Source organism: Deltaproteobacteria bacterium (genome assembly GCA_016180845.1).
Taxonomy (GTDB): domain Bacteria; phylum UBA10199; class UBA10199; order JACPAL01; family JACPAL01; genus JACPAK01.
Genome location: JACPAK010000001.1, coordinates 685,785 through 699,182 on the forward strand (window position 1 = coordinate 685,785; position 13,398 = coordinate 699,182).

The 13,398-nt window shown below is 50.0% G+C and carries 13 protein-coding genes and 1 tRNA gene; 9 read left to right on the forward strand and 5 right to left on the reverse strand.

Annotated elements, in window-relative coordinates:
* Position 1: 1 nt before the first annotated feature.
* Both dnaB and rdgB read left to right on the forward strand, forming a co-directional pair.
* Positions 2-1,354, forward strand: coding sequence for a replicative DNA helicase (dnaB, locus tag HYT76_03585; protein ID MBI2082630.1), 1,353 nt, complete (start codon positions 2-4; stop codon positions 1,352-1,354).
* Positions 1,355-1,402: 48 nt separating this feature from the next.
* Complete coding sequence (gene rdgB / locus HYT76_03590; protein MBI2082631.1) at positions 1,403-2,002, forward strand: RdgB/HAM1 family non-canonical purine NTP pyrophosphatase; 600 nt, start codon at positions 1,403-1,405, stop codon at positions 2,000-2,002.
* Here rdgB and HYT76_03595 read toward each other — a convergent pair.
* Complete coding sequence (locus HYT76_03595; protein MBI2082632.1) at positions 1,980-3,440, reverse strand: Ig-like domain-containing protein; 1,461 nt, start codon at positions 3,438-3,440, stop codon at positions 1,980-1,982. The genes rdgB and HYT76_03595 overlap by 23 nt on opposite strands.
* Before the next feature lie 111 nt (positions 3,441-3,551).
* On the opposite strand from HYT76_03595, the gene HYT76_03600 reads away from it, so the two are divergent.
* Complete coding sequence (locus HYT76_03600) at positions 3,552-5,519, forward strand: OmpA family protein (protein MBI2082633.1); 1,968 nt, start codon at positions 3,552-3,554, stop codon at positions 5,517-5,519.
* Here the strand turns inward: HYT76_03600 and HYT76_03605 are convergent.
* Positions 5,467-7,386, reverse strand: coding sequence for an acyl-CoA dehydrogenase family protein (locus tag HYT76_03605; GenBank protein ID MBI2082634.1), 1,920 nt, complete (start codon positions 7,384-7,386; stop codon positions 5,467-5,469). The genes HYT76_03600 and HYT76_03605 overlap by 53 nt on opposite strands.
* Positions 7,387-7,629: 243 nt before the next feature.
* Between HYT76_03605 and HYT76_03610 the strand changes: the two genes are divergently transcribed.
* The 3 genes from HYT76_03610 to HYT76_03620 all read left to right on the forward strand — a co-directional run bounded on the left by HYT76_03610 (position 7,630) and on the right by HYT76_03620 (position 8,815).
* On the forward strand, positions 7,630-8,160 hold the full coding sequence (locus HYT76_03610; protein MBI2082635.1) for a hypothetical protein: 531 nt from the start codon (positions 7,630-7,632) through the stop codon (positions 8,158-8,160).
* A gap of 189 nt (positions 8,161-8,349) precedes the next feature.
* Positions 8,350-8,423 (forward strand) — tRNA-Pro (locus HYT76_03615).
* Between the two features lie 86 nt (positions 8,424-8,509).
* Positions 8,510-8,815 (forward strand): Rieske (2Fe-2S) protein, encoded by a 306-nt coding sequence (locus HYT76_03620; GenBank protein ID MBI2082636.1) that lies wholly within the window; start codon positions 8,510-8,512, stop codon positions 8,813-8,815.
* A gap of 20 nt (positions 8,816-8,835) precedes the next feature.
* On the opposite strand, the gene HYT76_03625 is transcribed toward HYT76_03620, so the two are convergent.
* Entirely contained in the window at positions 8,836-10,194 is a 1,359-nt protein-coding gene (locus HYT76_03625) for a sodium:alanine symporter family protein (GenBank protein ID MBI2082637.1), read from the reverse strand.
* 75 nt (positions 10,195-10,269) lie between these two features.
* On the opposite strand from HYT76_03625, the gene HYT76_03630 reads away from it, so the two are divergent.
* From HYT76_03630 to HYT76_03640, 3 genes are read left to right on the forward strand one after another with little or no spacing between them, the layout of a single operon-like run.
* Complete coding sequence (locus HYT76_03630; GenBank protein MBI2082638.1) at positions 10,270-10,512, forward strand: hypothetical protein; 243 nt, start codon at positions 10,270-10,272, stop codon at positions 10,510-10,512.
* Positions 10,509-10,994, forward strand: a complete 486-nt coding sequence (locus HYT76_03635; GenBank protein MBI2082639.1) for a hypothetical protein — start codon at positions 10,509-10,511, stop codon at positions 10,992-10,994. Before HYT76_03630 ends, HYT76_03635 begins: the two co-directional genes overlap by 4 nt.
* On the forward strand, positions 10,991-11,617 hold the full coding sequence (locus HYT76_03640; protein ID MBI2082640.1) for an MBL fold metallo-hydrolase: 627 nt from the start codon (positions 10,991-10,993) through the stop codon (positions 11,615-11,617). Before HYT76_03635 ends, HYT76_03640 begins: the two co-directional genes overlap by 4 nt.
* Here HYT76_03640 and HYT76_03645 read toward each other — a convergent pair.
* Complete coding sequence (locus tag HYT76_03645) at positions 11,593-12,183, reverse strand: peroxiredoxin (GenBank protein ID MBI2082641.1); 591 nt, start codon at positions 12,181-12,183, stop codon at positions 11,593-11,595. The two genes, HYT76_03640 and HYT76_03645, sit on opposite strands and share 25 nt — an antisense overlap.
* Before the next feature lie 33 nt (positions 12,184-12,216).
* The gene (moeB, locus tag HYT76_03650) at positions 12,217-13,374 is read right to left on the reverse strand and encodes a molybdopterin-synthase adenylyltransferase MoeB (GenBank protein MBI2082642.1); all 1,158 of its coding nucleotides are present in this window, start codon (positions 13,372-13,374) and stop codon (positions 12,217-12,219) included.
* Positions 13,375-13,398: the final 24 nt, after the last annotated feature.

The following is a 13,398-nucleotide window of genomic DNA, read 5'->3' on the forward strand; positions in this document are numbered from 1 at the left end:
CATGGGTTCTGAAGAAGCCCCAAGGGTTGAGTCTCTCGTCTCCAAGCTTCCTCCTCAAAATCTGGAGGCGGAGCAGTCTGTCCTTGGCGGTATCATGATTGACAATGAGGCGATCCATCGGGTTGTCGAGATTGTGACGCCCGATGATTTTTATCGAGAGACCCATCGCAAGGTTTTCCGATGCATGCTCGAGCTTTCTGAAGAAGGAGAGCCGATCGATCTGATTACTGTTTGTGAAAGAATGCGCGGAGAAGGGACCTTGGAGGACGCTGGGGGCGCTGCCTTCCTTTCGATGCTTGTAGATAGCATTCCAACGGCAGCGAATATTGAAAGCTACGCCCGGATCATTCGGGAAAAATCAATCTTAAGAAAACTTGTCCAGAAGGCGACGGAGATTGTGACGAAGGGGTATTCTCTTACAGGAAACATTGAAGAATATCTGGATAATGCTGAGAAAGAAATTTTCGAGATTGCTCAGAGACGAGTCCGGCAGTCCTTTTTTCCAATAAAAGATATTGTCAAAGAGAGCTTCCGAACCATTGAACAGCTCTATGAAAAGAAAGAGCTGATTACCGGTGTTCCGACCGGATTTCTTGAGCTGGATCGACTCACCGCGGGATTGCAGCGGTCTGATCTTATTGTTGTTGCGGGTCGACCGAGTATGGGGAAGACCGCGTTTGCGATTTGCGTCGCCGCCCATGCCGCTGTTATTCGCAAGATTCCCTCTGCTATTTTCTCCCTGGAAATGTCCAAGGAGCAGCTCGTTCAGAGAATGCTCTGTATGGAAGGGCGGATCGATGGATCGAGACTTCGAGGAGGTTTTTTATCGGAGACCGATTGGCCGAAATTGACACGGGCTGCCGGGACCCTTTCCGAGGCACCACTTTTTATCGATGATTCACCGGCAATTTCTGTCCTTGAGATGCGTGCCAAGGCGAGGAGACTTTTGAAGGAGCATGGGCTTGGTTTGATTGTGGTCGATTATTTACAGCTTATTCGAGGGGTTGGCTTCAAGGAAAGTCGCGAACGGGAAATTTCTGATATTTCACGTTCTCTCAAGGCACTCGCGAAGGAGCTTAACGTTCCGGTTATTGCGATTTCCCAGCTGAATCGGATGGTGGAAAGTCGAAAGCCGCCGATCCCGATCATGGCTGATCTTCGTGAATCAGGGGCTATTGAACAGGATGCGGACCTCATCATGTTTCTCTATCGAGAAGAGGTTTATGATCGCGAAACAGTCAATAAGGGGATCGCGGAGGTTATTATCGGCAAGCAGAGAAATGGCCCGATCGGGAGCGCAAAGCTCGCCTTTTTGACGCAGTTTACCCGGTTTGAGAATTTGGCGAAGGAATAAATCCCCCCTTGCCCCCCTTTTTCAAAGTGGGGGAATTTTGAGGTCAAATTGAAACTGATTGTTGCCACATTAAATCGGGGCAAATTCCGTGAGATCTCGGAGTTTCTTCGAGGGCTTCCTTTACAACTTATCCCGTTTTGGGAATTTCAACAGCTCGAACCGGTGATTGAAGATCAACCGACCTTTCAGGGGAATGCCTTGAAAAAGGCGCGGGCTGTCTTTGGAGAAACTGGTTTGCCTACGTTGGCCGATGACAGCGGATTGGTCGTTGATGCCTTGGGAGGGAGACCGGGTGTTTTTTCAGCACGTTATGCAGGAGAGAAGGCATCAGACGCTGAAAATCTTTCCAAACTTCTTCGCGAGATGGAATCTATTCAAGAAGGGGAGAGGTCAGCCCACTTTGTCTGTGCGATGGTCTTGAGGCTGACCGATGGTCGGGAATTTTTTGTTGAAGAAAGATGCGACGGTGAGATTGCAAGGAAACCTGGAGGGGTTGGAGGCTTCGGTTATGATCCGATCTTCTTTTTGCCGGAGTTTGGTAAGACAATGGCTGAAATCTCACCTGATCTTAAGAATCAGATCAGTCATCGTGGGAAGGCACTTCAAAAAATGAAAAAAATTCTCGTTAATCCTGAGGCGTCCAGCTAACGGACGAGTTGGTCATTGTGTTCCCTGAGGGGTCTTTTACGTTTTGAATCGTGATGGTGTATTGTTGCGGCGCCGAAAGGTTCCCTCGGACATTCCAGGTTTGACTTCCACCGGATCTAGCTGCATTCCCACAAATCGTCGGCCAATCAAGCCCCCACTCAAACACGGTACCGCTGCAGCTGGGGTCTTTAGGGGTGGTACAGCCAGCCTCTCCTTCCACACAGCAATAGGAGAACGATCCAGAACCCTCTGGCGAAGCGGCAGGGGTGTAGGTGGCATTCGCGGTGGTACACTGATCGGAATTAATCGTTTCACTAAAGCAAATGTAAATTGGTTGGCAGATTGATTGATTGAGGTCCCCATTTGCCGGTACAGCTTTACTGACAGTTGGTGCGGTTGTGTCAGCCGCAGCAGCTGTCGTGAAACTGGTGCTGGCGGAGCCGGAGAGGTCATTTCCCGCCGTATCTTTCTGGCCTGAGAAGGTGCAGGTGTAAGTGGTACTTGCTGACAGAGAGCCGCTGATCGCGCAGGAACAACTATTCGAGCTGTAGGTGCAGGAGGATAACGTGATGGAAGGGGAGCAGGATGCATTGGATGTGGAGCATAGACCCGAGTTCATCGTTTCACTGAAATTGGCTTTGATCGAGGAGAGATTTGTTGCCACTCCGGTAGCGTTATTAGCCGGTTCGAACGATGAGACCGTGGGGCTTGTCGTATCGGCCGTCGATCCTGTTGTAAAAGTAACGCTAGGATTCCCTCCGGAAACCGAATTGCCGGCGGCATCGGTCTGACTCGAAAGGGTACAAGTATAGCTTGTATCACTGGTAAGGGAGGAGCTTAAGGTGCAGGTACAGCTATTGTTATCACTATTATAGCTACAGGAAGCAAAGGTGAGTGTAGGACTGCATGAGATATTCGAGGGGGCACATCGAGTTCCATCCATTGCCTCACTAAAGGTGAATGTAAGAGTCGCAAGATTGGTACTCACCCCTGTGGCCCCGTTCGAGGGTTCTGAAGAACTGACTGTGGGACTCGTCGCATCCAGGGCATTGCTGACGTTAAATGTGACAACGACTGTCCTGGGATTGTCTGAGGCGTCTGTGATATTCCAGGTCAGGGTACAACTGGCCCCCAGAGGGAGGTCTTGCTGGAGCGCTGCAGAGAGTACTCGAGTCAAACTGTCGAAGCTCAAATTTCCGAGCGAAATCGATGTTCCTGCACAGACAAGCGTCACGCTGCTTTCAGAGACGTTTACTTCTTCATCGACGGTAATCGAAGCGCGGTTGATGTTAGGGGCGACAGTGGCGTCATCTACAGGGTTTTGTGCCGTGATAGCGGGGGGGGATGAATCTCCGGTGAGGCCCGCAATATCTATCTGTGCTGAACAGGCAACAAGAAAAACAAGACTACTACCGAACAAAACAGAAAAAGCTCTCATTCGTCGAGGCACCACTCTTTCTATCCTATCAGAGGCTTTTTAATTTATAAAGCGCCCATTTTTTGTTGCTTGTGTTTGAAATCGTTGCTAACGTTATGATATTCCAAGAAGATGTCACCAACTTTAAAAGCCGGTCGACGCCTCATTTCCCTTCTCGTCTTTATCTTTGTATTGCTGGCCCCGATCTTTTCTTATGCCACAGCGACACGGTTTAGTGTCTTTCGTGCCTACCCGAGCGCCCTTCATAACGATTTTCAATTTATCTATGGCTCCCAAGGGCTTTTTCACCTGGAGTGGGAGGCAGGAACGCAATTGGATATTGCCTACCGTCCGATGGAGGGGTCGACGCGGACGATTATAGACACCGTTTTTACAGAGCATTTTTTTGCCGGGATCGGTCTCTTCGATTGGTTTTCTCTGGGGGCCGATCTCCCTATCGCCTGGTTTAATCGGTTTCAGCAACCGTCAGGGACAGGGGGATTCGAGAATGCGCTTGATATGGGAGATCTGAGGATCGATTTAAAATTCGAGATCCTTTCCCCCTATCGTTATCCGGTTGGGATCGCTGTTGTCCCTTTTATTCATTTGCCGACGGGCAATGCGCAAAACTTCGTTGGTGATGAATCGATTCTGGGTGGTGGTATCCTTGCCCTCGATGTCGAGTTCGCCCGTCGTTTCGTTCTTGGTCTTAATACGGGGGTAGAAGTTGGGGAAGATATTAATGTCAGCAATATTCAGATCAGCAAGGCGAGGCTTCTTTTGGGTCTTGGAGCAGCGGTGAAATTTACTCCTAAGCTTGATTTTACTCTGGAGGGAATCGCCAAGGGGCCATTGGACCGGTTGTTTGAGGAGGTGGCTGAAAATCCTGTTGAACTGCTGGGCGGACTTCGTTGGAAGGCGGAAAATGGACTCAGTCTCTCGGGGGGATTCGGAGCGGGGCTTGTTTATGGGGCCGGCGCTCCGCGAATCCGGGGGCTTTTAAAGGCCAGCTATGCAGGGTCTACAGAGGCTCATAAGAGAAAACGTCAAAAGATGATGGAGCAAAAATACGGTCTTCCGGAGCAGCCGGCTGTTGAATGGGCTGTCTTTGAGTTGAAGGGGAAATGCCCTGAAAAGCCAGAGGACTTTAATCCAGAAATTCACGATCCAAGTTGTCCAAAATATTATGAGTTAAGTCAGATTGCGTCTTTGAGTCTCTCTTGCCCAAGTCAGGAAGAGGATTTTGATCCGGAGAAACATGACCCTGCCTGTCCCAAGGTGTACGAACTCCGGAAAGATCTCTCAAAAGAGGAATATGCAACTGTCTACGTTTTGGCGGCATCAGACCTTGCCAATCGATGTCCTGAAGACCCATCGCAATTCAATCCCGAGATCCATGATCAGGACTGCCCGAAGTTTTTTGAGTTACGAGAAACGGTTTCGTTGGTCTCTCGGTGCCCTGCTACCGAGGAGGATTTCAATCCAGAAATCCACGATGCTGGTTGCCCGAAGGTTTATTCGTTGAGTCAGGACTATGAGAAAAGTGATATTCAGGCGATTTATTTGTTGGCGGATGCCGATTCCGATCGTGACGGTATTCGGGATCTAGAAGATCGTTGTCCTCAATCCATTGGCGTTGCCGCCTTCTTTGGTTGCCCTGAGGTCAAGATAGAATTTAAGGAGGGTCAGATTATCGGGACAGAGATTCCGATCACATTTGCCTTCGGAAGATCAGAACTGAGTGGGGAGATGGCGAGGGCCTTCAATGAAGTCGCCGAACTTCTCTTGAATCACCCTGAGATTCGGAAGGTTCGTATCGAGGGGCATGCCGATAGCGTCGGAACGGATGCAATGAACCGCTATATTTCGAAGAGGCGTGCCGACCTTGTGAAGGATTATCTCGTCTCTTGTGGGGTGGAATCAGAGAGAATCCATACAGTGGGGATGGGTGAAGAAAAACCGGTTGCACCGAATACCACTGCCGAAGGACGTGCGCAAAACCGCCGGGCGACACTCCTTGTCATCGAGCTTATTCAACAGATGCCGGCTAACGTACCTGTGCCAAGCGAGGTTTCGACACCTCCGTCACCGGTCCAGTAGAGCTTGTTTCTTTGATGATTCCTGTGGTAAGCCACCCCATCTGGCCCTCGAGGAGACCTCGAGCGACGCTGTAAGTCTTGGCATCCTCATTGGACCAGATCTCTTTGAAGGCTCGTTTGATACGTCGTTTCGCAATTCGGCAAAAGAGATCGGCGAGTTGCAGAGGAGTACGATCCGCGTTGTTCTGTTTGGAGAGGGTGATTGCTCGTGAACAACTTGCCGCCATGGCAAAGAGATCGGTTCCGATGTCGACAATCCTCCCAAGAACCTGCTGTCTCCTCTCCAATCTTGCCTGATGAACAGACATGCAATGGAAGATAGTTCGGGCCAAACGGTGACTCGCGTGGTCAACGAAACGGGCGTGACGAGCGAGCGGACCAAAGCTCGCATGTTTTGGCCACAATGACCAGTGGAGCCATTGCTGCGGATACCAGCGCGAATAAAAAGTTCCCATTTTCCCTATCGCCTTCATCTTGGCACTGAAAGGTGATTTTGGGTTAATCAGGGCGCCAGCAACTCGCATATGAGGATCGAGCGCCTCTCGAGCAATAAAGAGCCTCAAAATTTCGCTGGATCCCTCAATCAGCGTGTTGATCCTAAAATCCCTCATCATCCTCTCAATCGGGACCCCTTCTTCCCCTCTTTGTCTTAGTGACTCCGCCGTTTCATAGCCCCTCCCGCCACGGATCTGGAGTGTTTCGTCAATAATCTTCCATCCCTTCTCCGAACAGAAGAGCTTGCACATCGCCGCCTCAAGACGGATGTCCCTGCCACCGAGGTCGACATAGGTAGAGGTAAGCCAGGTGATCGCTTCCATTGCAAAGAGAGTTGCTGACATTTCACCAATCTTCGAGGCGATCGCCTCATGTTTTCCGATCGGGGCTCCCCATTGGACACGCTCATTTGACCATTTTTTCGAAATTTCGAGGGCCAGCTTTGCTGCCCCCACACAGGCGGCTGGCAAGGTTAGTCGTCCTGTGTTTAACGTGATCAGTGCCAGTTTCAGACCAAGGCCTTCACCCCAAAGGATATTTTCTCGAGGGACCTTGACGTTTTTGAAACGGATCAAGCCATTCTGGATCGCCCTGAGTCCCATGAATTGACAACGGTGAACAACCTCAATCCCTGGAGAATTCGCCTCGACAATAAAGGCTGTGATCTGCTTCTTTTCTTTTCCATTAACGAATTTTGATGGGGTTTTCGCCATGACGATAATAAGGCTGGCGACAGGTCCATTGGTGCACCAGAGTTTTTCACCATTAAGAGTAAAATATTTTCCATCCTCCGTCGGGGTTGCTGTCGTTGCCATTTGAGCAGGGTCTGAGCCGACCCCTGGTTCTGTCAGGGCAAATGCAGAGATTTCTTTCACAAGCCTTGGAAGAAATTTCTTTTTTTGTTCAGGCGTTCCGAAGAGTTTTAAGGGTTGTGGGACACCGATTGATTGATGGGCAGAGAGCCAGACGGCGACAGATCCACAATAACTGGTGACGAGTTGAACAACACGATTGTAGTTGACCTGTGACAGACCAAGGCCACCGTATTCTTTTGGGATCTTCATCCCAAAACAGCCGAGCTCGATGAGGCCTTTGATAACAGCCTGCGGGATCTCGCCTGTTCTGTCGTGAAGTTCAGGATCGACATTTTTCTTTAAAAACTCTTCAACCTTTTTGAGGTATTCATCCCCAATTTTTTTGTCCTCGGCGGTTTGTTGCGGGTAGGGGGCAATCAGGTCGGTTCGGAGACGACCCATAAAAAGCTCACCCACAAAACTCGGATGAACCCACTTTTCCTCACGGGCCGCTTCAGCGATCTCCATGACTTCCTTGGCAGCTTCCTTTTCCTTTTGGGTAATTGTATCTTGGGCCATAGGACCTCCTCTTAGTTGGGTATCCTTTGTAACTCCCTCTAGGCTAAATCTATATGACGCACAGCGCAAGTGAAAAATGAATGGCGATTCAGTTGATATTTTCGAAATATTTTAGTCGTCGAATGCCGCTTCAATATCGCGTGCCCCATGCATGATAAGATACGAATTATTTGGATCACTTCTTTAGCAACTATTTCTCCGCCAATACGATCACACGACTGTTCTGTAACAAGGAGGATGTCTATGCCACCATTGTCCCAATTGGTTCGACCTCTCATTGCCGGTGTGGGTTGTTTTGCGTTATTGTCTTATTGTCGTGAGATAGGAACGGAGGTTCCCCCCTGGGTTCTTGGTATTCATTGGGATGAGGGACCCTTTAGTCCGGATGGTGTTGACAGGGCCCTTGAGGGGCACGATGAAAGCGAAAAACAGATAGCAAAAGTCCACATTGCGAAGAGTTCGAGCTATCACTGTAGTGCTCGCGTCTACGCGGCTGCGGGAATTGAAAACCAGGCCGTTCGAGACCGTCTCCTTGCCATTGCGACCAAGGCTTGCTCGTCATGGACGATGTTTGAAGAGGGTACTAGCAGAATGTCACCCCCTGCTAGAGATGTTTTTCTTCAAGAGCATGCACAAGACAGAGGCCTTTCTCTCTGCGTACGACGCAGACATGCGAACGCAATTGGTGATGGTCGTATGCGGGAAGCGGCGCTAAGTACCATCGTTGATGAAAAAGGCCAGGTGCCTGACTGCACAACACGGGATAGTGACTAAAGATATTAAAAACGTGAACCAAAGTTATTGAATCACCAAAGCTATACGCTTTTTTAGGAACCTTTCTTTACGACAAAATTAGATGTTGTTATTTCCTTCGGTATTACGCCCGGTTCTCCGATTTTATAAAAGGCAATTCAATCAAAGTTATTGATCTGATAGGCTCAAATAGATTAATTTAGTTTTTTCCGGGGCGTAGCTCAGTCTGGTAGAGCGCTAGCTTTGGGAGCTAGATGTCGCTGGTTCGAATCCAGTCGCCCCGACAATTCCCACCTGGGTCTCAGGATGGACATCGCACTTGACACTTTGACCTGCTTGCGGTTGTTTTGCAGTCTAGGAGGAGATGACTATGGGAGAATTTATCAAAGCGATCAACAAGTCGGATGTCCCCGCTAATGAGGGACGTGTGATTGAGGTGAAGGGGAAACAGATCGCCCTCTTCAATGTCGAGGGAAAAATCTGTGCGATTGACAATATCTGTGTCCATCGTGGTGGTCCACTGGGTGAGGGAAGTCTCGATGGGACTATCGTGACCTGCCCGTGGCATGGTTGGCAGTACGATGTGACAACAGGGGTGTCACCGGTGAATCCGGCAGCAAAAGTGCAGACTTTTCCGTGCAAGGTGGAAGGGAACGACATTCTCGTAGAGGTCTAATCGACACTCGAAATGTCTTCTTAATTTCCTTCGCTCTTATCCAGGTTTCCGCTCCAGAGATACTCTCGAGTTGTCTTGACGATAACGCCGCTGAGCAAGACAAGTGAGATCAGGTTCGGGATCGCCATCAGCCCATTTGCGATATCGGCAAACGACCAGACCATCGGGAGTGTTGCCACAGAGCCAAGAAGAACGGCGAGGACCCATAGATAGCGGTATGGTTTAATGACTTTTGTGCCGAAAAGATATTCGGCCGCCTTTTCACCATAGTAGGACCAACCCAAGATGGTTGAGAAGACGAAGGTGAGGAGTCCAACAGTCAAAACAAGTGGACCAACGACGGGGATATGACTAAAGGCCGACTGTGTGAGCGCTGCCCCTTTCAGTCCACTGGCCCAATCGCCAGAGCTGACGACAACAAGACCGGTAAAGGCACAAACCACCACCGTATCCCAGAAGGTCCCGGTGGAAGAGACAAGCGCCTGTCGGACCGGGTTTTTCGTTTGCGCTGCTGCCGCAACAATCGGTGCTGAGCCGAGTCCTGATTCATTCGAAAAAAGACCCCGCGCCACTCCATAACGGATCGCTTCCTTCATTCCAGCCCCCAAGAAGCCACCAATGGCTGCCTGACCCGTGAAAGCACTAGAAACAATAAGGCGAACTGTTTCCGGAAGCAGCGAAGCATTTTTGATGAGAATAAAAATGCAACCAGCGACGTAGAAAATTGCCATAAAAGGAACCAAGGCCTCGCAGGCCCGGGCGATCGACTTAATCCCGCCGAGGATCACGACGGCGGTCAGGATGGCCATCACAATTCCAGAGATCCAGGGAGAGACATGAAAGGTCTCGTGGAGCATGCTCGAGATCGAATTTGCCTGGACCATATTGCCGATTCCGAAGGCAGCAACCGACGTGAAAATGGCAAAGAGAGTTCCGAGCCATTTGGCCTTTAACCCTCTTTCGAGTGCATACATCGGACCACCACACATCTGTCCTTTTTCATCGAGAACGCGGTATTTAACCGCCAGAAGTGCTTCGCCATATTTCGTGGCGATCCCAAAAACGCCGGTGAGCCACATCCAGAGGACCGCTCCGGGTCCGCCTGAGGCAACCGCTGTCGCGACACCGACAATATTCCCGGTGCCGATCGTCGCCGCAAGGGCGGTGGTTAAGGCACCAAATTGACTAACATCTCCTGCCCCTTCTTTGTCTCGACTTATCGAAAGCTTGATTGCCTTCCAGAGATGACGCTGGATAAAACGAAGTCTTACCGTCAGGAAAAGATGGGTTCCGACAAGCAAAATGAGAAGGGGTGGTCCCCAGACCCAGTTGCTCAGGTCGTTTAGAAATTTCTCAAGATTCTGGAGAAATTCAGCCATCCCCCCCTCGGGTTTGTTGATTCATCCGTATATTTCCCGCTTGCAGGAGGCAAGGAGAATGTTAATCAGTTTTCGATGAGATTCATTGCCGTCTTTTTTTCTCTAGGCTCTCTCCTCTGTCTCTGTCTGACGATGGCGGCCGGACTCAAATCGGCCCATCAGCAAGAATTTTATATGTCCCATCTCTACTGGGCCTTTGCCTCGATCGCCCTTGTGGCCGTTACCTTGACCCTCTGTCTGCTATTTATTTTCAAGATGCATGGAATTATTCATGAGCTGATGAAAAAACTGGATGAAATGGAGACCTATTCGTCATGAATCTCGTCTTAAATTACCTCCATATTTTTGGGGTTGTTTTGAGTTTAGGCAGCGGCTTTTTTTTTATTTTCATATTTCCGGCTGCCCTGAATTCGATTTCTGATAGCGGTCAGAGGGTTCAGGTTTTTGCCGCCTCCCTTCGTCTTTTTCACCCCCTTTTTCTTTTGGGGCTCTGTCTCACCTTTATGAGTGGGGCGATTCATCTGACTCATTTTAAAATCCAGTTTGGGACCGAGTATTTCAATAAATTTGGTGGTCTCCTGATCTGGAAATTTGCGCTGACCCTCCTGATTTTTTTGATTGCCGGAATGCAGTGTTTTGGGATGGGACTCAAGCTGACGCGGATGGCGTCTGGTGTGATTCAGGGGGATCTGGCAACGCAAGAGCGCTATGCGAGAAAGATCAAGACAGCCCAAACATTAAATCTTATCCTTCTTGCCGTAACCATTTGGTTTGGGATCAAACTGGGAGCCCTCACATGATCTACATCCAACAACTCGAAGTCGGGATGATGAAAAATTTCAACTATCTCATTGGAGATCCAGAGACGAAGGAGTGTGCCTATGTCGATCCCGCATGGGAGGTCGATCGCCTTTTGGGCTTGGCAAAAAAAGATGGTTATCAGGTGAGAAAGATCCTTCTGACACATCGCCACTTTGATCATGTGGAGGGGGTTGAGAAGGTTGTCGAACAGACAGGGGCAGAAATTTTTATTAATCATCTGGATCAAGAAGCGGTCAAAAAGAGCCAGGGGAAAAAGATCCTCCTGACAGCGGGGAAGGAGTTCCCGATTGGAAAACTAAAAGTTGTTGCTATTCATACGCCAGGGCATACCCCCGGCTCAACCTGTTATCTTGTTGAGGATCTCTATCTTTTTACTGGGGATACCCTGTTTCAGGGGAACTGCGGTCGCTGTGATCTGCCTGGAGGGGATTCGAGGGAGCTTTTTCAAAGTCTCCAGAAGTTAAAAGGGCTCGATCCGACGATCAAGGTTTATCCGGGGCATGATTATGGGACAAAACCGGTCACGACGATCGACTATGAGAGGGGACATAATCCGACGATGCGTGCGGATTACTTTCAAGCCTTTGAAGAAATACCTTGAAAATACTCCTTCGACTTCACGACATCCGGCTTGATTTTCTTGCTTCCCGGTTTCCAATTGGCCGGGCAGACCTCACCGGTCTTGTCGACCTCCTGAATCGCTGCGAGGACTCGAAGGACCTCATCGGTGTTGCGTCCGATTCCTAGGTCGTGAACACACTTATAACGAAGCTTGCCGTTATTATCGATGATAAAGACGCCGCGGAGAGCGATTCCTGCATCAAGCAGAACCTCATAGTCACGGCTGATTTGTTTCGAGAGATCGGCAAGTAATGGGAAATTCAGTCTCTCGAGTCCCCCTTCTTTTCGAGGGGTCTTGATCCAGGCGAGGTGCGAAAACTTGCTATCGACAGAGACACCGAGGACCTCGGCACCGAGCTCCTTGAATTTCCCGTAGTTATCGGAGAAGGCGGTGATCTCCGTCGGGCAGACGAAGGTGAAGTCGAGGGGGTAGAAAAAAAGCACCACCCACTTCCCTTTATAATCGAACAGATTGACCTTCTTGAACTCCTCCACGACAACGGCATCTGCCGAGAAGTCTGGGGCTGGCTGACCGATTTGTAACATAAAGCCTCCTTATAAGTGAAAGTTGAGGAGCCTCTATATCCTACAGAATCCCTCGTAGTCAATGAGCTCTTTGATCGTCGGATTCTCCCCGCAGACCGGACAGGCGGGATCACGTCTGACCTTCATCTCGCGGAATTTTTGTGAAAGGGCGTCGTACATTAACAAGCGACCGACGAGTGATTCCCCCTTACCCAAGACGAGCTTGATCGCCTCGACCGCCTGAATAGAGCCAATGATCCCTGGCAGGACCCCAAGGACACCCGCTTCGGCGCATGAGGGGGCCATTTCAGGGGGTGGGGGTAATGGATAGAGACAACGATAACAAGGCCCTTTGCCAGGATGAAAAATAGTCACTTGTCCCTCGAATCGAAAAATACTTCCATCGACCATCGGTTTTTTCGAAAGGACGCAGGCGTCATTCAAGAGATAGCGTGTTGGAAAATTATCACAGCCGTTCACGATAACATCGTATTCCTTGATAATCTCCATGACATTGTCGCGATTCAACTTCACGGCGTGTGTGATGACCTTGACCTGTGAATTGATTCCGGCGATCGCCCGACGGGCCGATTCGGTCTTCGGCGTACCAACATCCATTTCACGGTGCAGGATCTGACGCTGAAGATTTGTGAGATCGACCTGATCGAAGTCGACAATACCCAGTGTCCCGACTCCTGCGGCGGCGAGGTAGATCGCTGTGGGGCATCCGAGTCCTCCCGCTCCGATAAGAAGGATCTTCGCCTCAAGCAACTTCATTTGCCCTTCTTCCCCGACCTCGGGCAAGGTCAGATGACGCGAGTATCGGGTCATCTGGTCCTGATTCAGCATCTTCTTTGTCTCGATCGGGAGCCCGGCATTTTTCCAGCCATTGAAGCCACCGATCATCGACGAAACCTTTTTGTAACCTAATTGCCCAAGTGACTTAGCGGCAAGGGCCGATCGAATCCCTCCGGCGCAGTAACAGACGACCTCGCTCTCTTTATCTGGTACCTCGTCCTCGATCTCCAGTTCGAGGAAACCGCGCGCGATTGTCTTGGCCCCAGGGACGATCCCTCCCTGCCACTCCTCAGGTTCACGGACGTCGATCAGGACGGTCTTCGGATTCTTTTTGGCAAGCTCCTCTACCTCTTTTGGTTGGAGCTCACGGATCTCTTTTTTGACCTGTTTTAAGAGGTCACTGAAGGTTGTCATCGTGCCACCAGACTACGGAAACTT

Coding starts and splice junctions, on each gene's coding strand:
- dnaB (MBI2082630.1), top strand. CDS start 2: ATGGGTTCTGAAGAAGCCCCAAGGGTTGAGTCTCTCGTCTCCAAGCTT.
- HYT76_03595 (MBI2082632.1), bottom strand. CDS start 3,440: ATGAGAGCTTTTTCTGTTTTGTTCGGTAGTAGTCTTGTTTTTCTTGTT.
- HYT76_03600 (MBI2082633.1), top strand. CDS start 3,552: ATGTCACCAACTTTAAAAGCCGGTCGACGCCTCATTTCCCTTCTCGTC.
- HYT76_03605 (MBI2082634.1), bottom strand. CDS start 7,386: ATGGCCCAAGATACAATTACCCAAAAGGAAAAGGAAGCTGCCAAGGAA.
- HYT76_03610 (MBI2082635.1), top strand. CDS start 7,630: ATGCCACCATTGTCCCAATTGGTTCGACCTCTCATTGCCGGTGTGGGT.
- HYT76_03620 (MBI2082636.1), top strand. CDS start 8,510: ATGGGAGAATTTATCAAAGCGATCAACAAGTCGGATGTCCCCGCTAAT.
- HYT76_03625 (MBI2082637.1), bottom strand. CDS start 10,194: ATGGCTGAATTTCTCCAGAATCTTGAGAAATTTCTAAACGACCTGAGC.
- HYT76_03630 (MBI2082638.1), top strand. CDS start 10,270: ATGAGATTCATTGCCGTCTTTTTTTCTCTAGGCTCTCTCCTCTGTCTC.
- HYT76_03635 (MBI2082639.1), top strand. CDS start 10,509: ATGAATCTCGTCTTAAATTACCTCCATATTTTTGGGGTTGTTTTGAGT.
- HYT76_03640 (MBI2082640.1), top strand. CDS start 10,991: ATGATCTACATCCAACAACTCGAAGTCGGGATGATGAAAAATTTCAAC.
- HYT76_03645 (MBI2082641.1), bottom strand. CDS start 12,183: ATGTTACAAATCGGTCAGCCAGCCCCAGACTTCTCGGCAGATGCCGTT.
- moeB (MBI2082642.1), bottom strand. CDS start 13,374: ATGACAACCTTCAGTGACCTCTTAAAACAGGTCAAAAAAGAGATCCGT.